Genomic DNA, 23,814 nt, shown 5'->3' with positions numbered 1-23,814 from the left:
ACAATGACTTCCTGTCAAGGGAGCGCAATACCTTGTTATTTTAATCAGCAAATAACGTCTATTCCTGCAATACATTATAGGAATTTAATACGCTTTTTGCTTCCTCAACACCCTTAACGCGATACGCCTGAATACCCATTGATTGTGCCATATCAATGTTTATTTGATTGTCATCAATAAACAAAATTTCGTCTGGTGCAACCTGTAATGCATCAAGCACGTAATCGTAAATAGCGCGATCCGGCTTTACCGACCCTATCAAATGAGAAGCAAAATAACTGTGAAAATTTCCAGCAAGCCCCATTTCATTCATCAAGCGGGACCAGTGGGCAGCATTGGTGTTCGATAACACCGCTCTGTGGTAGTGTGGCTTTATCGATTGCACTAACTCTAATGCCCCCGCAAACAACCCTTTTGGCCACGCTTGAAACGCCTGTTTAAAAACAGCGGATGCCACGGAACTGCCCACTTCGTCTGGTAATCGCTCAGCAAATTCATCAAAACTAATCCGACCAGAATCAAACGCAGCCACTGTGGGAGAACGTAACCATTTGAGCCAAACCGCGGCCTCTTCTCCTTCAGTATTCAGCATTTCGTGCATTTGACTCACATCGCCGAGGTCGACTAATACCCCTCCTAAATCAAACAACACCACACTGATATCTGCATTTTTCATAGACAATCCTCTTACTCTTGGTTATAAAAACGGAATAAATGTGCAAGAATGAGCCTAGACTCGCGCAATATTACGATTTATCTTTGAATTATTTTTACAAAACACGGTCAACTTAAGCCGTTAGTCACTACCCTATCATGATTAAGCATTCTGATTTATTCAGGATTAACCATGATAGTAATAACAAAATCACCAACAATAATAAGCTATGACACTCTCTCCAAGGAGAAAAATAAAATGAAACCGGGATTCTTAACAAAAACAATTTTCGCCACTGCGACAGCCGCTACCATTGCCTTAACAGCAACCAGTAGTTTGGCCGCCGACAACAGAAACTACATTCTTGCTACTGCCTCAACGGGCGGTACCTACTACCCTGTTGGTGTTGCGATCGCGACACTGAGTAAAGTAAAACTAGAACCTAAATTTGGTATGTCTTTGTCTGCTATCAGCTCTGCTGGATCAGGTGAAAACATCAAGCTGCTAAGAGAAAGCCAAGCACAATTTGCCATTTTACAAGGTCTCTATGGCGCTTGGGCATGGAATGGCGAAGGCCCACTAACACAATCTGGTAAGCAAACGGAATTACGTTCTGTTTCTATGTTGTGGCAAAACGTTGAGCACTTCTCAATCAAATCCAATCTGGTCAAAACCGGTACGATTGAAGACTTAAAAGGCATCGAAGGCACTAATAATAAGTTTTCCATTGGTCCAAAAAACTCTGGTACAGAAGGCTCCGGTCGTCAGATCTTTAAAGGCCTAGGCATTCAACCAGACAACTTTAGTTTGGCTTACATGGGCTACGGTGCCAGCGCTGACGCCATGCAAAACGGCAACATCGAAGGCATGAACACGCCAGCGGGTGTTCCTGTTAGTGCGGTAACCCGTTTGTACGCGTCTCTTGGTGGCGATAACGTCACTGTGTTGGATTTCACCGATGAGCAAATGAAAAAAGCCAACGGTAACTACAACCTTTGGACGCGCTATGTAGTTCCTGCGAACACTTACCCAGGCCAAAGCAAGCCAATTAACACCATCGCTCAGCCTAACTTCCTGGCCACTCGTGCCGATGTTTCAGACGAAGACGTTTACCAGCTAACAAAAGCCTTGTATGAAAACTTGGGTTACCTAAGTGCGATTCACAAAGCGACAGCGGTTATGTCCCTTGAAAAAGCCATTGCAGGGTTACCTGTACCGCTTCACCCAGGCGCCGCACGTTATTACCGTGAGCAAGGAATCAAGATTCCTGCTGATTTAATCGCTGAATAATCGAATCGTTCGTAAGTATCGCTCCCTAGTAGGGGGCGATACTGCTTTCTGCTTTCCTCCTGTTTGTACAAAGGTAGCTGTTTTATGACCGCTTCAAATGACTCGATAGACTCCTCCGAGACTGATATTGATTTAGAAGAATTCGAGACCAAACATCGTTCTGGTCAATGGCTAACACGTTTTGTTTTTGCCTTATCTATTTTTCTTGCCGTTGCCCATATCTACATCAACACAATAGGCACCTTGCCTGAATTAAGAATATCTGCTTTTCACTTTGCTGGATTTGGTGCCTTGTGTGCGCTCTTGGTCCCAGCCAACCCGAAATGGCGTGATAGCAAGATCGCCCTCTTTTTCGACATCCTGATTGTGCTCGCGCTGGTCGGGATGGTGCTTTACATCGTCTTTTTCGAAGACGCGTTATACGCCCGTGGTGTCACCTTCGACACCGGTGATTGGATTGTTTCCAGTATTGCTGTTTTGCTGTCACTGGAACTCATTCGACGCACCAGCGGTTGGTTCATTCCGTTTTTAATTCTGGTCGCACTGACGTACGTTGTGTTGTGGGGCAAATGGATCGGCGGTCCTTTCTCCTTCCCTGGTTTGAGCCTTGAAACATTGCTTTATCGCAGCTTCTTCAGTACCGATGGCATGTTTGGTTCTATCTCCCGAATATCGTGGAGCTTTGTCTTCATGTTCATCTTATTTGGCGCGTTTCTTGTCAAATCAGGTGCCGGTGACTTTATCATTGCGCTTGCCCGCTCATTGGCAAGTAAAATGATTGGTGGCCCGGGGTTTGTGGCGGTTTTAGGTTCTGGTCTAATGGGCTCGGTATCCGGCTCTTCTGTGGCCAACACCGTATCCACTGGGGTTATTACGATTCCATTGATGCGCAAAGCAGGCTTCCCAGCTCGCTTTGCGGCAGGTATTGAAGCCGCTGCCTCCACGGGTGGACAATTAATGCCTCCCATCATGGGGGCAGGCGCGTTCATCATGGCGTCGTACACGCAAGTGTCTTACGTCACCATCATTGGTGTGGCGACCATTCCGGCCATCTTGTACTTCCTATCGGTTGGCTTTTTCGTTCGCGTTGAAGCAAAACGACAAAATGTCACCTCAGTGGAAGAAAATGGTCCGCCGATTTCACAAGTACTAAAAGAAGGCTGGCACAATATCTTGCCATTGGCGGTATTGGTAACGCTATTGGTACAAGGCTTTACTCCAACCTATGCCGCTGGTCTTGGCATCATCGCCGTGATTGTCTCTTCATGGCTTTCTAAGAGTCACAAAATGGGCCCTGTTGCCATCCTAGATGCGATGGCTCAAGGCGCTCGAAATATGTCGACAACCGCCGTATTGCTTATCGGCATCGGTTTGGTGGTTAATGTCATCAGTACCACAGGCGTGGGCAACACTTTCTCAATCATGATTTCAGATTGGGCGGGCGGCAGCTTATTCCTTACCTTGGTACTGGTTGCTATTGCGTCGCTGGTCTTAGGCATGGGGCTTCCTGTCACCGCGTCTTATATCGTTTTGGGCACCCTGTCGGCACCGGCCATTTTTAACCTCATCGCAGAAAGCCAATTATTGGAAATGATGAGCAGTGGTAACTTGCCACAAGCCGCGACCGCTGTCTTTATGCTAGTGGACCCAGGTGCAATCGCACAACTTGCTCAAGGCATGCCAATGGATCAAGCGGCTGCGCTGTTAGCGCAAGTGCCTGCTGACTTTAAGAGCATGTTGATGGATCAAGCGCTGGGCGCTAATAACGTCGCCATGATTTTGGTGACCGCTCACATGATCATCTTTTGGTTGTCTCAAGACAGTAACGTGACGCCTCCGGTGTGTTTGACGGCATTTGCCGCTGCGGCAATAGCCAAAACACCTCCGATGCGTACCGGTATGATGGCTTGGAAACTGGCCAAAGGCCTCTATATCGTGCCTTTATTAATGGCCTATACACCATTGATTGGCGGCGACACAGAAACGCTCATTCGTCTCACCTTGTTCGCGATCTTTGGTCTGTATGCGTTAGTGGCCGCCATGGAAGGTTACTTAGAAGACAAACTCTCTATCCCGTCCAGACTATTGGCCTTGGTCGCGTCTGTCTTGATGTTGTGGCCAAACTTAGACATCTGGCTACAAATAGTCGGTTTGGTCATTTTCTTAGCCTTGTTTGTCATTGGCAACAGAACATACGCAAAAGGCAGTGTGTTAGCTAAGTAATAGAAAAATACTGTAAAAGCCGATTTTTGCTGTTTATCCAATCCTTTGGAAAGCGTGAAAATCGGCTTTTTTATTGGCTACTAGCGCCGCCCCTCTTCGGATAATCCAGCCTCTTATTCTGACTTGTCATTTGAATTTCATAAAATACCTATTTACTGATTATCATGGCACCCCTTACTATGCCTTTCATAGGCTTATTAACTCTGCAAAAGGACCGCAAGTATGATCAGGGCACACTGCTTTACTAGGCTAAAACTCACGCTGACATTTATTCTCAGCCTCATTGCATTCTCCGCCAACGCGGCGACAAAAAGCATTAGCTTGAATGTTTTTGCCATTCCTTCTCAACCCATTATAGATTTAGTTCAAACCACCAGTGATTCACTCAAAAAAGAGGGAATTACGACGTTTTACGAAAAAGGCTTTCCTGTTCACGCCACTTTATATCTCACTGACTTTCCAGAAGGTTCTGAAGGCGCCATTTTAGAAGAAGTGAAAAAAGTGGTCGCTCGTTTTCAGCCATTCCCCATTCAAGCAAAAGGCTTAACCGTTACCCAAAGCCATTGGGCCTTTCTCGATTTGGTCCCCTCAACTAGGCTACAAAGACTGGCGGACGAAATCACCTTAGCCATAGAGCCACTGCGTGATAAACAGGCCACGCTGCCAACTTGGGTGAAACACTTTCCAAATAAATTGGCCGCCTTCAAACGTTATGGCAGCCCAAACGTCTTCCAAAATTTTCAACCGCATTTAACCTTACTTGCCAATGAAAAAAGCCCTAAGCTAGCGCCATTTAATATTAAGATGAAAGCGAATCCTCCCCAAGCAAAAGGCCAAATCATAGGCGTTGGCATAGGTATATCTGACCAATGGGGACAACAGAAAGACGTCATTGCTCATTACTATTTCAACTAACGCTGCGCGGTTAAAAACGAGAAAACGGCCGTTTTGATGTTTCTCGTTTTAGCGCCTCAAGCTGTCTAAAAAACAACCACAGCTTGTTGTTTTATCAGAAAAAACGTTATTTTTATCAAGAAACTCCGATTTGCTTTTTCATTTCCATTTTTCATGCTAGATTGCTACCGCTTTTCTCGTTTGCAAGCCAACCCATTAACGCGTTTTTCCTCAACGTTGTCGGCTTGCTAATAGAAGGACTTAGGATTATTAGCACCTAATAAGACTTTGCGAAAATTATAACAATGCTTACCAAGCAATCACTTTGGAGAACATCATATGCAAGCATTCATTGATTTCTTAAATGGAGTCATTTGGAGCCCAGTATTAATCTATCTGTGCCTTGGCGCTGGATTATTCTATTCCATACTTACTCGCTTCGCCCAAGTTAGACATTTCAAAGAAATGTGTAGCCTACTGCTTAACTCAAATCAATCTGACAAAGGCATTTCATCATTTCAAGCTCTAGCGGTTTCTTTATCTGGCCGTGTGGGTGTGGGTAATATTGCAGGTGTTGCTGCTGCCATTGGTTTTGGTGGCCCTGGCGCCGTATTTTGGATGTGGGTTGTTGCTTTCTTAGGCGCTAGCACGGCGTACGCGGAATCTACATTAGGTCAACTTTACAAAGTCAGTGAAGACGGTCAATACCGTGGTGGTCCAGCGTATTATTTTGATCGCTGCCTTGGCTGGCGCTGGTTGGGCATTTTATTCGCCCTGTCTTCTATTATTGCATGTGGTATTTTCTTACCAGGCATCCAAGCCAATGCTGTAGGCAACGCCGTAGTAGAAATTTTCGGGCCAGGTAACATAGTATCAAGCTCATTCGGTGACGTTAGCTCAACCAAATTGGTGGCTTTGGCGGTGATTTTGTTGGTCTTGGCCTTCATCATCTTTGGCGGCATCAAGCGAATTGCCAACTTCACACAAATCATCGTTCCTTTCATGGCATTGGGTTACATTGTCATGGCGTTGATCGTTGTCTTTCTAAACATTCACCAAGTGCCAGATATCTTCAAACTGATCTTCTCTGACGCCTTTACTGCTCAAGCAGGCTTTGGTGCGGCGATCGGTTGGGGTGTAAAACGTGGTGTTTATTCCAACGAAGCAGGTCAAGGTACAGGCCCTCACGCCGCCGCCGCTGCAGAAGTAGAACACCCTGCACAACAAGGTCTTGTTCAAGCCTTCTCTGTGTATGTGGATACGCTGTTTATCTGTACGGCAACCGCATTGATGATCTTGATTACCCAGCAATATAATATTCAGGGTAGCCTACCTGATGGTCAGTTCATCGTTCAACACGTTGACCCATCAACAATCATTTCTTCTCCTGCCTTCACACAAATGGCTTTAGCCAGTGTATTTGGTGGTGTTGGTCCAGTGTTTGTTGGCGTCGCGCTCTTCTTCTTCGCCTTCACCACTATCTTGGCTTACTACTATATTGCCGAAACCAACGTAGCCTACCTACGCCGTGCATTAAAATTCAACATTCCACTAACCTTAGTGAAACTCTTGATCATGTTCATGGTGGCATACGGTACCGTTAACACAGCAGGTTACATTTGGAACCTGGGTGATGTTGGCGTTGGCTTAATGGCTTGGATAAACATTGTTGGTATTTTGGTTATCTTCTTCCTCGCGAAGCCAACGATGAAAACCCTTCGTGACTATGAACGTCAAAAAGCCGAAGGCGTTGAAAAATACACGTTTAACCCGAAAGCCCTTGGCATTAAAGGCGCTGATTTCTGGGAAGAGCGTTATGAAAAGCAACAAGCAGAAGATGCGAAAAACAAATAACGTCTATTGCTAATACGCTTTCTTGATAAGAAAAACGGCCAATCGTTTCCGATTGGCCGTTTTTTTTATCCCTCGCCTTACTGGCTGATGGCTTGCCGTAAAAGCCAGCGCATCGTGTTAACTCATGGCGTCTTCTGCTAACCACTCTGCCACTTGTTTTGCATAATACGTCACAATCAACGAAGCCCCTGCCCGTTTAAAACCAACCAGAGTTTCAAACACCGCTTGTTGCTCATCCAGTGCGCCCGCCAGCGCAGCAAACTTGATGCCTGCGTACTCACCGCCAACTTGGTAAGACGCCAGTGGAAGATGTGTCTCTTTGCGTAAATTGGCCAACACATCCAAATAGGGTGTACCTGGCTTAACCATCAAGATATCAGCGCCCTCTTGTTCATCCAATAACGCTTCTTGCATAGCTTGACGGCCGTTAGCGCAATCGAGTTGATACGATTTTCTATCGCCATCCAGTTCGCTTTCGACCGCTTCGCGAAAAGGTCCATAAAAAGAGGAAGCAAATTTCGCCGAATGGGCCAAAATGCCCACATTTTTATAGCCTGCGTTGTCCAATCCTTGACGAATAGCCAGCACTTGTCCATCCATCATCGCCGATGGTGCCAGCATATCCGCGCCAGCCTTAGCCGCGGTAATACACTGTTTTACTAGGTTGTGAACGCTTGAGTCATTTTCCACATCGCCGTTGTGCACTACGCCACAATGACCGTGATCTGTATATTCACAAAAACAAATATCAGGAATCACCACCATCTCTGGGCACGCTTCTTTGATGGTTAAAATCATCCGTGCTAACAAACCGTCGTCTTGCCAAGTGTCGCTGCCTAGTGCGTCTTTGTGATGACTAATACCAAATGGCATAACATAGCGAATCCCCAAGGCAAACAAGTCCTTTGCCTCTTGTGCTAAATCCTGTTCCGGTAAACGCAAAATACCCGGCAACTTCGTCAGAGGTATCGCCTTATTAATGTCTTCTTCGATGAACAAGGGGTAAATTAAATCGCTCAAAGAAAAGTCATGCTCGCGCACTAAATCCCGCATGGCAGGCGTGCCCCGAAGACGACGTAAACGTTTTAATGGACCAACAGAAACAGCAGATGACATGAACATTCCTTACTAATAAGCGCGTTAAAACACGCATTCAAAAATCGGTTGGAATAAAGGGTACACCCCAAAGAAGGGCACAGGCTACGGCAAGCAAAAGAGATTCATGGAATAAACACATTTCTATGGCTTGCATCAGAAAACATGGAAAAGACACAGAATGTCATGACCCTAGGGAGAGCCCAAGAGCCACTTCTCAACATAAAAAAACGGGGCGTCATCACAATGACGCCCCGTTTTTTTATAGGACAAGGGGTTCTAACGCGCGTTCTAGCGCTTTATAGCAGGGTCACACCCGCTACTTCGGTCACACTTTTAGCGTCAGCTCGTTCAATAATTTTAACCAATACGGACTGGATCGTTTCGTCTTCGCGCACATCTGTTTCGCATGAGAAACGTTGCTCTTGTGGCGCGTCGCCCTCTTCCATCACAAAGCTAATCGCCACTTCTGTTGCCAACTCTTTTGTCTTACCAAAATATTCTAATGAAATAGCGGGGTACCCTTTGAAACCTTTTTTTACTTGTTTCGCGATACGTTTTTGCGCTTTATCCACGTGCATGTTGAACCCTTTTTATGGCTGTATTTAGTTTCATCAATGATGGTTTATAATGCTGATTATAACGGCAGAGTCGCCTGTTTATGCCCAAAAACTTTTCACACGACAATCAGAAGATAATAATCTCTGATTCATGCCTGTGTTAGCAACTTTATTTGCGCCTAAAATAACGTTTTTCTGACTGTCATTGGCCACTTATCAAGGTATTCTCATGTTCAATAAACTCAGTCACTGGTGGGAAGCGCGTCACATCGATCAGCTTGAGATCACGCCAGAGCAATGGGAAGCCGCTGTCGCTAGCTGGCCTGTAATGACACGCTATCAAGGTGAAGAGCGCGACGCTTTACGCCAACTGACCCTGCGCTTTCTTGTCCATAAAACCATTTCTCCTGGCGGCGGAGCAGAGCTAACCAATGACATGTGCTTGCGCCTTGCGACCATGGCATGCGTGCCCATCTTGCATCTAGGGCTGCACTGGTACGACCATTGGAGCACGATCATCCTCTATCAAGGGGACTTTATTCCAAATCGCCCTTATCAAAGTGACGATGGCGTCGTTCATAGTCAGGCCCCTGGTTTGAGTGGCGAAGCTTGGCTCCGTGGGCCTTTAATACTGTCATGGGAATCGATTTGTGAGACTGGCGCCCATGCCAGACACGGCCATGCAAGCAACGTCGTGATTCATGAGTTTGCCCATAAACTGGACATGCTACGCGATGGCGCCAATGGGGCTCCACCGATGCACCCAGACATGCGACCAGGTGAATGGCATCACACCTTTAGCGCCGCTTGGGATCGTTTATCCAGCGACTGGGAACATCATCGCCCACTGCCTCTTGATGAATATGCGCTGACCAATCCTGCTGAATTTTTTGCGGTGTGCAGTGAAACCTTTTTCGAAGCGCCTCACAAAATGAAAAAACACATGCCTGAGGTGTATCGCCTGCTGTGTCAGTTTTATCGACAAGACCCTAACGCGAATAACGCAGCCCAATAGACTGAGTCCGTAAGCGGTTTGGTATTGAGTTATCTAGGGCGATGGTGTTCGTAGGGGAAAAAGCCAGCGACATGATGTCACTGGCCTGACACGGGTTAGGCCTGATACGGGTTAGGCTTGAGTCGCTCTCAACATCCAAGCGGTTTTTTCATGGGTTCGCATACGATCAGAGACCAAAGAAGCTGAAGATTCATCGCCCGCTTCTTGAGCCACTTTTAACACCTTGCGAGCGGTTCTGATGACTTGTTCGTGGCCTTTGGTTAATAGTTTAACCATCTGCGCAGAGCTAGGAACACCCTCTACTTCTTCAATAGAAGTCAGTTTGGCAAATTCTTTATAGGTAGCAGGCGCGGGCACATCAAGAGTACGAATACGCTCTGCAATGTCATCTACCGCGGTTGCCAACTCTTGGTATTGCTCTTCAAACATTAGGTGCAGTTCGCGGAACTGAAGGCCGGTCACGTTCCAATGGAAATTATGAGTTTGTAAATACAAGGTATAGGAATCGGCTAAAAGACGCTTTAATCCCTCTGAAATTTCAGATCGATTTTCTTTATTAATACCAATATTAATGTCTGTCATGTTATTACCTCATTACTAACATCGTGATACGGCATTGATTAAACGCGCTAACAAAACCCAATCAGCCGTTTTTAAAAACAGCGTATTCCACGATAAAATTCATTCGTTAACATGAAGCCTGAACCCTTCTCTCTCTTTTGATTCATTGGCGATTACAAGGCCAAAAGCCTGCTCTATTTTCGCTCAGTCTGTGGGTAAAAAACCAAACACAATTTAAACCGCCCTAAGGCTTCATTCTCAATACGACACAGTTAATCCGTGTGGCATAACTATATTATTACAGAAAAGAAGAGGTCTTCGAAATGGGTTAACTTGTAGCAAATGAGGAGATAACAGCAAGAAAGCTGACAGCATGACTTAAGACAATTTCCAAGCATGAATAATACATCATGCTATTAAAGAGCGGTGCCAGCCCGAAAACCCTTCCAACTGGCAGCGACTTATTTTACGTTGAGTATTGGCGGTTAAAAAAGCCAATATTCTTTAACATGCCATGAGCGTCATTTAACGTTTTATCTTTTCTAATGCGGTAAATAACATACGTTTATCGGACTCACTTATGTAGTGGTTGTCCAAGGTGTCTTTAAATTCTGGCCAATCATTCTGAGTAATTTTATGACCTGATGCCAAATAAGTGGATAAGTTTTTATTCAGCTCATTATTTAATTGAATTAGGGCTGGTCGAATAACGCTTGTTAAATCTCGAGGTTTAGAGTCTGTCGGCTTGCTCAGCAAGTCGGCACGGTAGCGATATTGAATCGCTTTGGCGACACTAATTTGAGCGGCGGTAAAATTTTCTATACTGGCTTTATTAAGCTGATACTTTTGGGCCGATTCGCCCGCCTTGCTAATCACAACCGCTTCACGAGATAAGTCTTCAATGGCTTTATGATGTTGAGCCTTGTACAAAGCAACATCTTCCATGTAACTCAATCTTTCGTTAACGGTTTGAAAAAGGCTAAGTGAGGTAGGCGTGGCCGCAAAACACGAAAACGATGCCATTGACATACACACCAGAAGAGACTTTTTTAACATAACAAACATCCTATTTTTATTGGTTTAAATAACGCCATCAGACTTAAAGAACAAGACCTTAACAAAAAACGTGTCCTTGTTAACGAGTGCTCAAAAAACACAGTAAAAATCTCATAATGGCGGCCTCAAAACAACCAAAGCCATCTCAAAAAACGGGGCGAACCGAACGCTCCGAACGGTCTGTAAAAGACACCGCCAGTCATAGCCTCAAAAAACATTCGCTGCTAGCACTTATACAATTGGCGCATTACCGCTAGAATGAGCACAATTTGATACCATTCCTATTTATTAAGAAGGCAAACAAGCTACTCGCATGAAAATACTTATTAATCTAATCCGTAACCTGCTAGGCGCTATCATCGCAACCATTGATCTTGTCACCCGAGGATCAAAAGTAAAGCGTACGCCAGAAAAGCAACAAGCCGTCAATATGGCTGCAAAAGACCTAACGCTTTACCAATTCTTCGCCTGCCCTTTCTGCATCAAAACTCGCCGCGCAATATACAAGCTGAACCTGCCAATTGAAAAGCGCAGCGCATCTGAAGGGTCTCCACATCGCAAGGCGTTACTAGAAGGCGGTGGTCGAGTCAAAGTGCCTTGTTTGCGCATTGAGCAAGATGGCAAAGTAGAATGGATGTACGAATCTTCAGATATCATTCGCTATCTAGAGAAACGCTTCGCCTAACCTTAGAGTAAAGGGCGAAACGAAAAAGACACTGGGCAATGCCCAAATAAAAATGGCCGCTGTAGACAGCGGCCATTTTTTTATCTGTATTTCCTAAGAGACAAGGCGCTAGCCGATTAATTCTTGTAACGCCGACATAGCCGCTTCAGCTTTGTCTTTCTGGACAAAAATATGGTCATGATAATACGCAGCAACAACATTTGCGCTGATGCCTTTCTCGGTAAGTTTTGCAGCAATGGCGGCGGTTAAACCAACGGCTTCTAAGCTTGAATGAACCGTTAACGTAATTTGTTTGTAGACACCATCGCAATCAAAACCCGCTTGCTTAGCCGACGCCAACGGTAGGATCAGCGTTAGCCCTTCTGCTTCGCGAAATGTCGCCACTGGCAACAAATCTTTATAATCAAAGTCAGCGTCTTTGCTTGTACAAAATACAAATTCTTCTGCTTGTAGCTTAGGTGACATGCTGCTTAACAGCCCATTAAGGTCCATCATACCGGACATAAAAAAACTCCTTAAAGGGGAAAGGATTGTAAATTCTAGACTTTAACACAACCCACGTTTGATGGCAGACCCCAAATCATGCCGCTCTCCTTTAAACCCCATAAACAAAGGGTCAACAACAGCGCTTACATTGACTTACCAAGGGTGCCTTTTTGATTCTCAATATCATGTCTTATTTTGCAAGAATCAGGCAACGATAAGAGGCGTTTTACGTTATACTGCGCGCTACTCTCCTTATGACAATCTGTCCGAGCCTCTATGCCATTTTCAAAACTAGGGTTATCCAGCCCTCTTGTAAAAGCCACCAAAGCACTGGGTTACCGCACCCCTACCGAAATTCAGCGACAAGCCATTCCGGTTATCCTTGCTGGTAAAGATCTAGTCGCAACTTCGCAAACCGGTACCGGTAAAACGGCGGCGTTTGTTCTACCGATTCTAGAAAAGCTGAATAAAGAACGCACCCTACGCGGCAAACGCGTACACGCCCTTATCCTGACACCAACACGTGAATTATCCGTGCAGGTAGAAGCCAATATTGCTCTGTACAGCAAAAATTTAAAGCTCACGTCTATGGCCGTTTACGGTGGTGTGGATATAGAGCCACAAAAGCAACGCCTAATTGAAGGTGTTGATATTCTGGTCGCGACGCCTGGTCGATTGCTTGATTTGGCGCATCAACGTGCGATTCACTTTGATGAGCTTGAAGTATTAGTGTTGGACGAAGCCGATCGAATGATCGACATGGGCTTCTCAGACGATCTGTATAAAATATTAGATCGCCTACCTCAGCACCGTCAAAATCTCTTTTTCTCAGCAACCATAACAGACAGTGTACGCTCACTTTCTTACGATTTTGCTGACAGCAAGGTCAGTGAAGCCGCAACAGAAATCAAAATTTCACCGCGTACCAAAACAGCACCAACCATCAAACAGTGGTTAATCACGGTTGATAAAGACACTAAATCAGCATTGCTTAGCCATTTGATCAAGGAACACCAATGGGATCAGGCGCTGATTTTCATTGAGAAAAAACACGGTGCTGCCAAGCTTGTTGCTCAACTTGCCAAGCGCGGCATAGTAGCAGACTCGATTCATGGTGATAGAAGCCAAGCCATGCGTGAAAAGATTCTGGCTGATTTCAAATCCGGTAAATTAAAATACTTAGTCGCAACCGGCGTTGCCGCACGCGGTATCGACATTGGCGATCTAAGCCGTGTTGTTAACTACGATTTGCCATTCAAGCCAGAAGAATACGTTCACCGTATCGGTCGAACTGGCCGTGCTGGTGCAGACGGTGAAGCCATTTCTTTTGTTGCTATGGGTGACTTTAAAAACCTATGCGCGATTGAAAGCCGTTTGAAACATGTTATCGAACGTGAAGAAATCGATGAATTCCCGGTTCGAAAAACAGTACCCGTTTCTGTGTTGAATTTTGTTCGTAAGAGCAAAGCGCCAGAGCGAAAAGGCCCATCGAAACCAAGAACAGGCACAAAACCTAAACATCCGATTAAGTCAAAAAGCGACGCGCCACAAAAAAAACGCAGAGCGCAGTCATAAGAGTAAGTAACTCAGCCGCAAACACTGGCAGACAGATTTCGTAAAGATCGTTTCTCGGAGTAGAATGTAAAGAGGCCTCATGGCCTCTTTTTTATTGCGTATCGACGGCTGGCTAGGATGGAGTTTATGCAAATAGCGGAATCATTGATTGATTGGGTTTATGTCCATTGGGTTACCAATGTACTGATCTTACACATCAGCTTATCTTTGCTCACTTCGCTGCATGTCTTACTGTTTAAAGAAAATGATCGCACTTCATTGGCTTGGATTGGTTTAGTCATCTTTTCCCCCTTTATCGGCAGTATGTTCTATTGGCTCTTTGGTATAAACCGCATTAAGCGACTGGCTCAAAAAGAGCACCCTCAGACACTCAAAGAGGACTTTCGTAACCAAGCTTCCGCCCTTGATTTTCACTCTTTGCCTGACACTTGGCACTCCTCCATTACGGCAGGGTACGCCATTCACCCAGTTAGTTTTGTCGCACACAACGCCATTACACCGCTAATTAATGGCGATACCGCTTACCCGGAAATGATCCGCTCCATTAAGAATGCCCAGCACTATGTGGTGCTCTCAAGCTATATTTTTGACTACGATTCATTAGGTCGACAATTTGTTAAGGCGCTGGCCGAAGCCCACCAAAGAGGCGTTACTGTCAACGTTCTATTGGACGGCATTGGGGTCGGCTACAGTTGGCGTAAATCGGATCGGGCCTTGAAAAAAAGAGGGGTAAACACCGCCCGTTTTCTACCCGCGGTTTCTCTAACGGGCATTCGTTTTATTAATCTAAGAAACCACCGGAAAATACTCTGTGTGGACGGCGAAGTTGCCTATATTGGCGGCATGAATGTCAGTAAAAACAATCTGGTAAAGGCCTCAAAACACCCCATTGATGACGTTCATTTTAAAGTAACGGGTCCTGTCATCGACCAAATAAGCAAAGTCTTTGTGGAAGATTGGTTCTTTGCCACAGGTAAGCGCATCCAATTTCCTTTGTTTGATCTGCATAAACCTCGGCCAGAAAAAAGCCACCCTATCGTGGCTCGCGTAGTACAAGACGGACCAGATGAATACCATAATAGAATACGCTGGACACTGATTAACGCCTTAGTTTGCGCGCAAAAAAGCGTCAAAATCATCACCCCCTATTTTATCCCAGATCAAACCCTGATGACGTCGCTTCACGCTGCCGCTTTACGTGGTGTGGCGGTCGATATTATCGTTCCTGCCCACAGTAACATCCCTTTTGTAGACTGGGTCATGGAGGCCAACTTTTCGCGAATACTCGAACACGGCATTCGCATCTACAAAAACAAACGCCCCTTTGATCACAGCAAAATTGTCATCATCGATGATGTTTGGTCTTTTATCGGCTCCACCAATTGGGACGCAAGAAGCTTAGAGTTTAACTTCGAGATTAATTTAGAATGCTTTGACAGCACGCTCAATGCACAATTAACCCAGCTGTTTAATGAAAAGCAAAAAAATGCAGAGCTGGTTATAGAAGAAGAAATGAGCCAATTGCCTATTTACAAAAAAATCCGCAATAACTTGTTTCGTTTGTTTTCCCCCTATTTATAAAATCATGTAGGACAGAACAGAGTAGCAACAAACCGCTAGCGTATTTATTTGAGGTTTTATTCCATGATTACACATCGTTATCACACAGTTGAATCACTTACCTTAATGGGAAATGCGCCTGAGCAAACACTGGGACCGAACATCGAACTGCTGCTTTGGAATGTGTTTAAATGCAAGAAAAAAGGCTGGCAAAAAGATTTTTCCAGCCTGATTCACAACAAAGATTTGGTGCTTTTACAGGAAGCGGTTTTAAACTCCCCATTCGATAACCTGTTTCATAAATCATCTCAGCATCAATGGATTATGGCGAGCAGCTTTCGGAACGTAAAAACCAACATAGAAACTGGGGTAAAAACAGGCTCCTCTGTTACCGCCAAATCTCAGTATTTTTCTGCATCTGACCATGGAGAGCCGCTCACTCAAACCAAAAAAATGCTGTTGGCCATCGAATACCCACTGACTCAGCGTGAATCGGCTCACAATGAATCATCCCTCTTGGTGGTCAATGCGCACCTGATCAATTTTGTTTCCATCGAAAAATTCAGAGCCCATCTCGAACAAATATCACACACGCTACAAGACCATAAAGGGCCCATTATATTGGCTGGGGATTTTAATACTTGGAACAAAAAAAGGCTGTCGGACTTTAATAAGCTCGCCGCCGCTTTTGCATTGGGAAAAGTAGACATGATTCGTCAACCTAGGTTGAATCACCTGTTCCGACATCTCGATCATGTCTACTGCCGAGGCCTAGACGTAACTCATGTGCAGGTCCACACCGACATTCATTCATCCGACCACTACCCCATCAGTCTGTCACTGCACCTGCCTAACTAGCAGACGTTAAAACACACGACTGAAGGGGCAATTGCTCAGGGCCATAACGCCATGATAAGAGCACTTTTATCTCAGAGCACTCAATGCTCCCATACGATATGATTGACCTCCAGCGGCGTGGATATACCTTCTCGACACGGTATGATTCGCAACGTGTAATTCGTTAAGGCGCGCGACGCAGGCACGGTTAAACGATACAAATGAGCGCCTTTGCTGTCATCCGGTAGGCATTCACACACCATCGTCTGTCGTAGCGCTTCCTTGCCGTCCACACCGTCGGCATAGAGTTCAACACTCACGTCCTGTGGCGCTAAACCATTAAGCAAGACGCTGGCAGAAAAGAAGTACTGCTGATTTTCTTGTCTAGCCATCACCCCGTCAATGCGCAACCCAGCCCACTGCTGATCAAGCGTTTGCTGCCAATCTGCGATTTGTTTGGCGAGTGCGCCATTGTCGGCAGCACGCTCACGAAAAGCCTTCGCAGCCGGAAGATAACGCAGCTCTGTGTATTCACGAACCACTCGATTAGTCGAAAAATGAGGCGTTAAATGCGCCATGCTTTCACGCATTCGTGTTGTCCATTCGATCGGGATGCCTTGTTCATCCCGTTGGTAAAACTCAGGAATCACTTCCTGTTCGAGCAGGTCATAAAGCGCCTCGGCTTCAATCGCATCCCAATCAGGATCATCACCGTGCTCTTTACCATCCCCCAGTGCCCAGCCAATATCAGGGCGATACGCTTCAGCCCACCAGCCATCCAGCTCAGAGAGGTTAATGGCCCCGTTTACCAACACCTTCATTCCACTGGTGCCACTCGCTTCCCAGGGCCGCTGCGGGGTGTTTAACCACACATCAACACCCGCCACCAGATGACCACTTAGCAACATATCGTAATCGCTCAGAAAGATGACGTGTTGGCGCACCTGTGGCTGGCGAATAAAATCTATCCACTGCTTAATCAATGCCTGACCAGCCTGATCCGCTGGGTGTGCTTTCCCCGCCATAACAAGCTGCACAGGCCGCTCTGGGTTGGTTAATATGCGCAGTAAGCGAGCGGGGTCATGCAGCAATAGATTCGGTCGTTTATAGGTCGCAAAACGTCGAGCAAAACCAAGCGTCAGTACTTTAGGGTCAAACAAATGCTGCGCTTCTTCCATGTCCGCTTGAGGCGTTCCCGACGCCGCCATCTGACGCACTAGATGCTCGCGCACGTAACTGACAAACGTCTGGCTTGCCGCCGTTCTAAAACGCCACAACTCAGCATTCGACACGGCTCGAATGGATTGACCTAGCTCGTCTGTGGCGCCAAGCCAACGGTCCTTGCCACAGGCTTTCGTCCACAGTTCATCTGCGCTCGCCGAGTCCCAACTTGGGGTGTGCACACCATTGGTAATATGCCCTATGGGAATCTCGTTCAAGGGCCAACGAGGGAACAAGGAGGCAAACAGTCGCCTGCTCACGTCACCATGCAACGCACTCACGCCATTGACGGCACCACTGCCACGAATGGCCAAATACGCCATATTGAAGTCAGCGCTAGAATGGTTCGCATCCACCTGCCCTAACGCCAATAAATCAGGGGTTGAAATGCCTAACTCAAGGTTGGCGTAGTCGCCGAGCCACTGCTCAATCAAAGCGGGCGCGAAATGGTCAAAGCCCGCGGCGACCGCAGTGTGAGTGGTAAAAACATTGCCTGCTCGCGTGGCGGCCAAAGCCACCGCAAAAGACTGCCCACTCTTTTTCATAAAGCAACGCGCACGTTCTAAGATGGCAAAAGCGGCATGCCCTTCATTTAAATGACAAACCTCCGGCTCTATTCCCAATGCATTCAACAAGCGCCAACCGCCAATGCCCAACACCAACTCTTGCATCAAACGCAGATCCGCACTGCCACCATAAAGCTCACTAGTGATTGCACGAAACGGGGCATAATTTGCGGTGTCGTTGCTGTCTAGTAAATAGAGCTTTGTTCTACCAACCTGAACTTGCCAAGCACGTAACCAAATAGGATGACCCGGTAGATCCAGCTTTATGCGTAACCATTCTCCATTCGCATGACGCAAAGGTGAGATTGGTAATTGCCCTGGATCGTTATAGGGATACACGGCTTGTTGTAGACCATTTTGATCGATTATCTGACGGAAATACCCTTGCTGATAAAGCAACCCCACGCCGATGACAGGCACCCCCAAATCATTAGCGGCTTTTAGTTGATCCCCAGCAACATTGCCCAGACCACCTGAATAAATAGGCAGCGCGTCGCTCAACATAAACTCCATACTGAAGTAAGCCACCGCATTAAGCGCCGATTTAGGGTGATTTTGTTGAAACCAGGCAGGCGTTTGTTCCGCCTCACGTTTCTTTTTCACCAGCTTATCAAGCTGCGCTCGATACCCTGGATCGGCCAACAATGTGCGAATTTTCTCCCGCGATACGGTTTGCAATAACCCCCAGGGATTGTGTGTGAGTGCCCATAACTCAGGGTCAAGCTGTCGCCATATGTCGTCGGTGGCATGATTCCATGAGCAACGTAAATCGAGAGCTAACTCGGCTAACTGATCAAACCCTTCCAATTCGGTTGGAAAAAGAGCGGTCAGTGGTGAGCTACAAGGTGTTTGTGTGTCCATATCGCTTCCTGCTTGAATCTATTGGGGCATTGTTTAGCGCAATGTCATCGAGGGATGGGCCGAATTTGACGCTTACTTGCTAACCAAGTGAGGACATCATTAACCGGCCAACCAGCCTAAAACTACCAGCTGGATAAATCATTGAAAAGGCATTATGAAGGGAACATTGACTTGCATTACATCGACAAAGGTAAAGTGCTACAAGGGGGATGATAAATCATGAAAAATGCGGAAACTGTGCCAAAGTGGCGATAAAAAAAGGGTAAACGAGCGTTAACCCTCTTTCGAGCAGCATACAGATCATATGCCAATATTGTGCGCTTAGTTAAAGACAGCAACGTCTCAATACAACAGCGTCTCAGCCAAAAAGCCCACCACCATAAAGGTGGCTCAACTGGCGCTTAAAACACCTTAAGCAGCTCGGCGTTGGTTGGGTATTCTTTTAGCAAGGTAACGAGTTTTTGCGTGCCATCAAGCGGTTTTAGGTTGGTAAAAGCACGGCGCAGCGTTCTGACTTGTTCAAGGTTGTTAGGGTCAATTAATAATTCTTCGCGTCGGGTGCCGCTTTTGGCGATGTCCAACGCGGGGAAAATTCGATGACTTGCCACTTCTCGCGACAGCACAACTTCCATATTACCGGTGCCTTTGAACTCCTCAAAAATCACCTGATCCATGCGGCTTCCCGTGTCTACCAACACAGTCGCAAGAATCGTCAATGAGCCACCGTTTTCAATTTTTCTGGCCGCCCCGAACAGTTTACGAGGAATCTCTAACGCGCGCGCATCAACACCGCCCGACATGGTTCGACCACTGCTGCGTTGGCCTGCATTATGGACTCGTGACAGGCGCGTCAAGGAATCGATCACTATCATCACATTCTGACCTTCACCGGCTTGCGCACAGGCCATGTCCAATAAATCGTCAGCGATACGCACATGCTGAGCATGGCTATTATCGGACGAAGAGGCATGCACTTCAGCGGACACACTGCGTTTAAAATCGGTGACTTCTTCTGGACGTTCGTCGATCAGCAAGGCATACAATTTAATCTCTGGGTACGCGGTACTCACAGCCTGACAAATATGCTTTAACAGGGTCGTTTTTCCTGATCCAGGAGGTGCAACAATTAAGCCTCGTTGCCCCATGCCTATCGGTGAAATCAAATCCATTGCGCGGACCGACAATTCAGCAGAGCCTAACTCCAAACGAATACAAGGAGAAGGATGAACCGCTACGCCATTAAGAAAGCGTTTTTGCGGATCATTCGGATACAGATCCTCAAGGCTTTCTTCTGCTGGGTTAAGGTCTTTGGCTCGCTTACCCTTCAAACTTAATATTTTTCTGGTCATAATCGGATTAATTGCTCTAAATAATAAAATAGTGAAGCGACTTTTGATTGTCTGATTATCGTTTAAGCAGACACAAAAGACTGAACTTCATGAGGCGTTAAATAGCGCCATTGACCAAGCTCAACATCCAAGCGAACTGTGCCAATTTGCTCTCGATGCAAGGCCATTACACGATTGCCTACGGCGGCAAACATGCGCTTTACTTGGTGAAACTTACCTTCTGTTAGCGTCAGCAGCACGTCTTTTGGCGCGATCACTTGTAAGGTGGCTGGTAAGGTAAGCTGGCGCTCTCCTTGCAGCTGAATACCCTGTGCAAATTGCGCGCTAATTTCCTTTGCCCGCTCATCTGATAAGGCTTGCGATAAGGTCACTCGATAGACTTTGCAACAGGCGTTCGTAGGTCGAGTTATATTAAAAGACCAGCGACCGTCGTCGGTCATTAACACCAACCCTGTGGTGTCTGCATCCAATCGCCCGACGATGTGCAGCTCGGAGCGTTTCTCAATCTCCAAGCCATTAAACAAAGAAGGGTAAGCTTCATCAATGTTCGAGCAAATCGTGCCGGCGGGTTTATGCATCAGCAAATAACGAAACGGCCGTGGCTGTAGTCTAACACCCTTTAAGAGAATCTGATTATTCTCATGCACTTGCTGGGCTTCTTTTGTTACGACCACGCCATTGACGCTCACCTCACCCTGATGAATGCTGTGCAACACATCCTGCTTACTAAGCTCGGTACTTTTAGCAATAAACTTATCAAGGCGCATAAGACTCAGACCAATACTTGTCGCGTGCTCGCAATGTACTCATGCACTTGCTCTTCAATCTCAGGCGCGACCATTTCTTTGGGTCGGCAACTATTAGGGCAAGCCAGATTCGGCGTAGTGCCGAACAATCGGCAAATCAAAGGTCGCTCATCGTATACTTCACAGCCATTTGGCCCTAAGTGTACACAGGAAAAATTTTCTAAGGCGGCGTCATGCTCTGCGTCTGTTTTCACTGGCAGGCGTGACATTTCTTCTGACGAGGTGGTCACAGGGCCGCAACAATCATGACAGCCTGGAGTGCATTCAAAAGAGGGAATATTACTGCGTAAACGCGCGATGATATCTCGGTTAGTATTCATTTACTGTCACCTTTTATGTGGCTCACTGCACTGTTATTTTGTGTTCATCGCGATGCATTGAGCCAATGCTTGGCTAAGCCTACCCAGATGTTTCTTTAGGGTAGGCTTGCGCTATTATTTTACTAATCGAATGCCTGAATATTGCCATTGGAAATGTGGGTGGAAAAAGTTTCGATAGGTCGCCCTTGAATGCCCTTCAGACGTGGCAACAGACGCCCCTCGCAACACCATTTGATTGACCATAAACTTGCCATTGTATTCTCCCACTGCCCCGTCACTGACGCTAAATTTCGGATAGGGTTGATAGGCAGAAGAAGTCCACTCCCAACGCTGCCCCCAAGCAAACTGCGACGACGCCACTTCCCATTCGAATTCCGTGGCCAATCGCATTTTTTTCCAGCTGGCAAACGCACTCGCTTCATAATAGGAAACATGGGATAGCAGCGCATCTCTATCCAACGGTTTTAACCCTGCTAAGGTGTAATAATGCCATTGGCCTTCTATTTTGGTCCAATACAAGGGGCTGTTGATTTGATGCTTACAACGCCATGCCCAACCTTCATCAAACCAATAGCTAAAGGTGTCGTATCCCCCAGCTTCAATAAACTCAATGTATTCACCATTGGTCACTAAAGAGGCTGAAATCTCAAAATCTTGCACATACACCTTATGCCGTCCTTGCTCATTATCAAAGCAAAAATCGTCACCAGCATAGCCGACTTCGTAAACCCCTTCTTGGATCGCTATCCAGGACTCACTTGCCGCTTGGCTGTCGTTATGACCGGCCACCAGATTGCTGTCCTTTTGGTATACCGGGTACATAGGGTTTAATGACAAGGTGTATTTTAAATCGGTCAACAACAACTCTTGATGTTGCTGTTCATGGTGAATGCCCAGTTTGACCAGCTCTTTTACTTCTTCTGATGCCTCGCCCTTGAGCAAACCTTGAATATTCTCATCCACGTAATGGCGATATTGGTACACTTGATCCACCGTGGGGCGCGTCATTAATCCACGCTGAGCACGTACCGCCCGTTCTCCCACACTGTGGTAATAACTATTAAATAGAAAGCCAAAATGCGCATCAAACACCACATAATCCGCCATATATTTGGTCAGGATCATTTCTTCAAAGAACCACGTTGTATGCGCTAAATGCCATTTTGGAGGGCTCGTAAAATCCGCCGCTTGTGGAATATAGTCTTCAGTGTTCAACGGTGCGCAAAGAGATTCAGTCCGCTCTCGTGTGGTTTGATAGTGGGCTAATAACATGGTCTATACCTTGGAGATTATGGGTCGCTTCAGGGAGGAGATGCCTGAGGCATTCAGCGCCTAAAATAAAAGGCGCCTATTATGCCTAACATTCAATTTAAGAGCGACCTTAGCCAGATCCAGTATTGACCCATTGACTGGCCAGAAAGTCTCTCTTACAGGCAAGAAAAATGAGGCTAAACGGACGCTTTTAGCGGACCATCGAGCTCAATAATTTGTTTTACAATATCGCCCATGGTGGCAGCGACTATGTCTGCTTGACGATATAATGGGTGGTAAATCGCTGGCGTACGTGCGATATACGCCGCCTTCATGCCCACCGACAAAGCGCCGTGGGTATCCCAATCATGAGTCGCCACCAAACGCAAAGACGACAGTGGTTGATCTAACTGCTCAGCAGCAAACTGGTAAGCTTTTGGATCAGGTTTAAAGCGGCCGGTACTTTCAACAGAAATAACCTCATCAAAGCATTCTGATAATCCCGCATTGTTGATCTGCATAGCAATTAAATCACGCGATGAGTTTGAAAAGGCCACGGTGCGAAAACCGGCGTCTTGTAATTGGCGCAAGGCAGGTTGAATGTCTTCGTGAGCTGGCAGATTAGCAAAGCCCGTTAGAATCTCGTCGCGCATCTGGGCGGATAAGGTAATGCCTTTGCGGGTCGCAATGCTGTCCAACATAACACGAGCCAAGGAGGCAAAGTCGGTCTTAACATCGGTAACAACACAGACGGTTGACGAATGCAGCAGCATTGAAAACCATGTTGCCATCACACTGTCATCGCCAAAAGCCGCCACAAATTTAGGCTTTAACGCCGTTAGGTTGAGCACAGTTTCATTGATATCGAACAATATTGTCTTTTGTTTCATAGCAGTGTCTCGTTTTTCATTGTGATAAAAACAGCCAATTCAGAATGTAACACCACCTTAACGTGGATGGCTTAGCCGTCCGTTTAAAGTACGAAACATACCATTTATCAAGACTGAATATGTGCTAACACAGTGCTAAAAAACGTCAAACATTGCCACAATGAATGCCAGTCAACACTGACGACAAAAAAGCCCCTTTTCTAA

The 23,814-nt window shown here is 46.2% G+C and carries 21 protein-coding genes; 9 read left to right on the top strand and 12 right to left on the bottom strand.

Annotated elements, in window-relative coordinates; all coding sequences use genetic code 11:
• Positions 1–58: 58 nt before the first annotated feature.
• A complete protein-coding gene (locus tag E0D71_RS08895; protein WP_133002955.1) occupies positions 59–676 on the bottom strand; it encodes an HAD family phosphatase in 618 nt (205 codons plus the stop codon).
• 237 nt (positions 677–913) lie between these two features.
• Here E0D71_RS08895 and E0D71_RS08890 point away from each other — a divergent pair, with 237 nt between their 5' ends.
• The 4 genes from E0D71_RS08890 (at position 914) to E0D71_RS08875 (ending at position 6,916) form a co-directional block, all read left to right on the top strand.
• Positions 914–1,945: a TAXI family TRAP transporter solute-binding subunit gene (locus E0D71_RS08890; RefSeq protein WP_133002954.1), complete on the top strand. Its 1,032-nt coding sequence runs from the start codon at positions 914–916 to the stop codon at positions 1,943–1,945.
• An 84-nt stretch (positions 1,946–2,029) separates the two neighbouring features.
• Positions 2,030–4,168: a TRAP transporter permease gene (locus tag E0D71_RS08885; RefSeq protein WP_133002953.1), complete on the top strand. Its 2,139-nt coding sequence runs from the start codon at positions 2,030–2,032 to the stop codon at positions 4,166–4,168.
• Between the two features lie 222 nt (positions 4,169–4,390).
• Positions 4,391–5,083, top strand: coding sequence for a 2'-5' RNA ligase family protein (locus tag E0D71_RS08880; RefSeq protein ID WP_133002952.1), 693 nt, complete (start codon positions 4,391–4,393; stop codon positions 5,081–5,083).
• Positions 5,084–5,401: 318 nt separating this feature from the next.
• Positions 5,402–6,916 (top strand): alanine/glycine:cation symporter family protein, encoded by a 1,515-nt coding sequence (locus tag E0D71_RS08875; protein ID WP_133002951.1) that lies wholly within the window; start codon positions 5,402–5,404, stop codon positions 6,914–6,916.
• A gap of 117 nt (positions 6,917–7,033) precedes the next feature.
• Here the strand turns inward: E0D71_RS08875 and hemB are convergent, their stop codons facing one another.
• Complete coding sequence (hemB, locus tag E0D71_RS08870) at positions 7,034–8,032, bottom strand: porphobilinogen synthase (RefSeq protein ID WP_133002950.1); 999 nt, start codon at positions 8,030–8,032, stop codon at positions 7,034–7,036.
• A gap of 278 nt (positions 8,033–8,310) precedes the next feature.
• Positions 8,311–8,592 carry a hypothetical protein gene (locus E0D71_RS08865; RefSeq protein WP_133002949.1) on the bottom strand — a complete coding sequence of 94 codons (282 nt, stop codon included), beginning with the start codon at positions 8,590–8,592 and terminating at the stop codon, positions 8,311–8,313.
• Positions 8,593–8,800: 208 nt separating this feature from the next.
• Between E0D71_RS08865 and E0D71_RS08860 the strand changes: the two genes are divergently transcribed.
• Complete coding sequence (locus E0D71_RS08860) at positions 8,801–9,586, top strand: M90 family metallopeptidase (protein ID WP_133002948.1); 786 nt, start codon at positions 8,801–8,803, stop codon at positions 9,584–9,586.
• 111 nt (positions 9,587–9,697) lie between these two features.
• Here E0D71_RS08860 and E0D71_RS08855 read toward each other — a convergent pair whose 3' ends face one another.
• Both E0D71_RS08855 and E0D71_RS08850 read right to left on the bottom strand, forming a co-directional pair.
• Positions 9,698–10,168, bottom strand: coding sequence for a Dps family protein (locus tag E0D71_RS08855; RefSeq protein ID WP_133002947.1), 471 nt, complete (start codon positions 10,166–10,168; stop codon positions 9,698–9,700).
• A gap of 504 nt (positions 10,169–10,672) precedes the next feature.
• On the bottom strand, positions 10,673–11,203 hold the full coding sequence (locus E0D71_RS08850; protein WP_133002946.1) for a chorismate mutase: 531 nt from the start codon (positions 11,201–11,203) through the stop codon (positions 10,673–10,675).
• Between the two features lie 313 nt (positions 11,204–11,516).
• On the opposite strand from E0D71_RS08850, the gene E0D71_RS08845 reads away from it, so the two are divergent.
• A complete protein-coding gene (locus tag E0D71_RS08845; protein ID WP_133002945.1) occupies positions 11,517–11,888 on the top strand; it encodes a glutathione S-transferase N-terminal domain-containing protein in 372 nt (123 codons plus the stop codon).
• A gap of 108 nt (positions 11,889–11,996) precedes the next feature.
• On the opposite strand, the gene E0D71_RS08840 is transcribed toward E0D71_RS08845, so the two are convergent.
• Entirely contained in the window at positions 11,997–12,392 is a 396-nt protein-coding gene (locus E0D71_RS08840) for an ACT domain-containing protein (RefSeq protein WP_133002944.1), read from the bottom strand.
• A 258-nt stretch (positions 12,393–12,650) separates the two neighbouring features.
• Here E0D71_RS08840 and E0D71_RS08835 point away from each other — a divergent pair, with 258 nt between their 5' ends.
• The 3 genes from E0D71_RS08835 to E0D71_RS08825 all read left to right on the top strand — a co-directional run bounded on the left by E0D71_RS08835 (position 12,651) and on the right by E0D71_RS08825 (position 16,367).
• A complete protein-coding gene (locus tag E0D71_RS08835; protein WP_133002943.1) occupies positions 12,651–13,949 on the top strand; it encodes a DEAD/DEAH box helicase in 1,299 nt (432 codons plus the stop codon).
• Positions 13,950–14,075: 126 nt separating this feature from the next.
• Entirely contained in the window at positions 14,076–15,530 is a 1,455-nt protein-coding gene (gene cls, locus E0D71_RS08830; protein ID WP_133002942.1) for a cardiolipin synthase, read from the top strand.
• Between the two features lie 63 nt (positions 15,531–15,593).
• Positions 15,594–16,367: an endonuclease/exonuclease/phosphatase family protein gene (locus tag E0D71_RS08825; protein WP_133002941.1), complete on the top strand. Its 774-nt coding sequence runs from the start codon at positions 15,594–15,596 to the stop codon at positions 16,365–16,367.
• A gap of 80 nt (positions 16,368–16,447) precedes the next feature.
• On the opposite strand, the gene glgP is transcribed toward E0D71_RS08825, so the two are convergent.
• The 6 genes from glgP to E0D71_RS08795 all read right to left on the bottom strand — a co-directional run bounded on the left by glgP (position 16,448) and on the right by E0D71_RS08795 (position 23,610).
• A complete protein-coding gene (gene glgP / locus E0D71_RS08820; protein ID WP_133002940.1) occupies positions 16,448–18,994 on the bottom strand; it encodes an alpha-glucan family phosphorylase in 2,547 nt (848 codons plus the stop codon).
• A 401-nt stretch (positions 18,995–19,395) separates the two neighbouring features.
• Positions 19,396–20,343, bottom strand: a complete 948-nt coding sequence (gene rho / locus E0D71_RS08815) for a transcription termination factor Rho (RefSeq protein ID WP_133002939.1) — start codon at positions 20,341–20,343, stop codon at positions 19,396–19,398.
• 62 nt (positions 20,344–20,405) lie between these two features.
• A complete protein-coding gene (locus tag E0D71_RS08810; protein WP_133002938.1) occupies positions 20,406–21,110 on the bottom strand; it encodes a pseudouridine synthase in 705 nt (234 codons plus the stop codon).
• A 5-nt stretch (positions 21,111–21,115) separates the two neighbouring features.
• The gene (locus E0D71_RS08805) at positions 21,116–21,469 is read right to left on the bottom strand and encodes a YkgJ family cysteine cluster protein (protein WP_133002937.1); all 354 of its coding nucleotides are present in this window, start codon (positions 21,467–21,469) and stop codon (positions 21,116–21,118) included.
• 114 nt (positions 21,470–21,583) lie between these two features.
• Entirely contained in the window at positions 21,584–22,741 is a 1,158-nt protein-coding gene (gene egtB, locus E0D71_RS08800) for an ergothioneine biosynthesis protein EgtB (RefSeq protein ID WP_133002936.1), read from the bottom strand.
• A gap of 176 nt (positions 22,742–22,917) precedes the next feature.
• Complete coding sequence (locus E0D71_RS08795) at positions 22,918–23,610, bottom strand: haloacid dehalogenase type II (RefSeq protein ID WP_133002935.1); 693 nt, start codon at positions 23,608–23,610, stop codon at positions 22,918–22,920.
• Positions 23,611–23,814: the final 204 nt, after the last annotated feature.

It is taken from the genome of Marinomonas sp. KMM3893 (assembly GCF_004352855.1).
Classification (GTDB): domain Bacteria; phylum Pseudomonadota; class Gammaproteobacteria; order Pseudomonadales; family Marinomonadaceae; genus Marinomonas; species Marinomonas arenicola.
Note: the sequence above shows the minus strand (reverse complement) of the source record. Positions and strands in the feature narration are given on the sequence as shown.

Bases quoted from the DNA above. Each gene is read 5' to 3' on its own strand.
- E0D71_RS08880 (WP_133002952.1), top strand. From the start codon at position 4,391: ATGATCAGGGCACACTGCTTTACTAGGCTAAAACTCACGCTGACATTT.
- E0D71_RS08810 (WP_133002938.1), bottom strand. From the start codon at position 21,110: ATGCGCCTTGATAAGTTTATTGCTAAAAGTACCGAGCTTAGTAAGCAG.
- glgP (WP_133002940.1), bottom strand. From the start codon at position 18,994: ATGGACACACAAACACCTTGTAGCTCACCACTGACCGCTCTTTTTCCA.
- E0D71_RS08890 (WP_133002954.1), top strand. From the start codon at position 914: ATGAAACCGGGATTCTTAACAAAAACAATTTTCGCCACTGCGACAGCC.
- E0D71_RS08840 (WP_133002944.1), bottom strand. From the start codon at position 12,392: ATGTCCGGTATGATGGACCTTAATGGGCTGTTAAGCAGCATGTCACCT.
- hemB (WP_133002950.1), bottom strand. From the start codon at position 8,032: ATGTCATCTGCTGTTTCTGTTGGTCCATTAAAACGTTTACGTCGTCTT.
- E0D71_RS08875 (WP_133002951.1), top strand. From the start codon at position 5,402: ATGCAAGCATTCATTGATTTCTTAAATGGAGTCATTTGGAGCCCAGTA.
- E0D71_RS08865 (WP_133002949.1), bottom strand. From the start codon at position 8,592: ATGCACGTGGATAAAGCGCAAAAACGTATCGCGAAACAAGTAAAAAAA.
- E0D71_RS08845 (WP_133002945.1), top strand. From the start codon at position 11,517: ATGAAAATACTTATTAATCTAATCCGTAACCTGCTAGGCGCTATCATC.
- E0D71_RS08855 (WP_133002947.1), bottom strand. From the start codon at position 10,168: ATGACAGACATTAATATTGGTATTAATAAAGAAAATCGATCTGAAATT.
- E0D71_RS08805 (WP_133002937.1), bottom strand. From the start codon at position 21,469: ATGAATACTAACCGAGATATCATCGCGCGTTTACGCAGTAATATTCCC.
- E0D71_RS08795 (WP_133002935.1), bottom strand. From the start codon at position 23,610: ATGAAACAAAAGACAATATTGTTCGATATCAATGAAACTGTGCTCAAC.
- E0D71_RS08885 (WP_133002953.1), top strand. From the start codon at position 2,030: ATGACCGCTTCAAATGACTCGATAGACTCCTCCGAGACTGATATTGAT.
- cls (WP_133002942.1), top strand. From the start codon at position 14,076: ATGCAAATAGCGGAATCATTGATTGATTGGGTTTATGTCCATTGGGTT.
- E0D71_RS08825 (WP_133002941.1), top strand. From the start codon at position 15,594: ATGATTACACATCGTTATCACACAGTTGAATCACTTACCTTAATGGGA.
- egtB (WP_133002936.1), bottom strand. From the start codon at position 22,741: ATGTTATTAGCCCACTATCAAACCACACGAGAGCGGACTGAATCTCTT.
- rho (WP_133002939.1), bottom strand. From the start codon at position 20,343: ATGACCAGAAAAATATTAAGTTTGAAGGGTAAGCGAGCCAAAGACCTT.
- E0D71_RS08860 (WP_133002948.1), top strand. From the start codon at position 8,801: ATGTTCAATAAACTCAGTCACTGGTGGGAAGCGCGTCACATCGATCAG.
- E0D71_RS08835 (WP_133002943.1), top strand. From the start codon at position 12,651: ATGCCATTTTCAAAACTAGGGTTATCCAGCCCTCTTGTAAAAGCCACC.
- E0D71_RS08895 (WP_133002955.1), bottom strand. From the start codon at position 676: ATGAAAAATGCAGATATCAGTGTGGTGTTGTTTGATTTAGGAGGGGTA.
- E0D71_RS08850 (WP_133002946.1), bottom strand. From the start codon at position 11,203: ATGTTAAAAAAGTCTCTTCTGGTGTGTATGTCAATGGCATCGTTTTCG.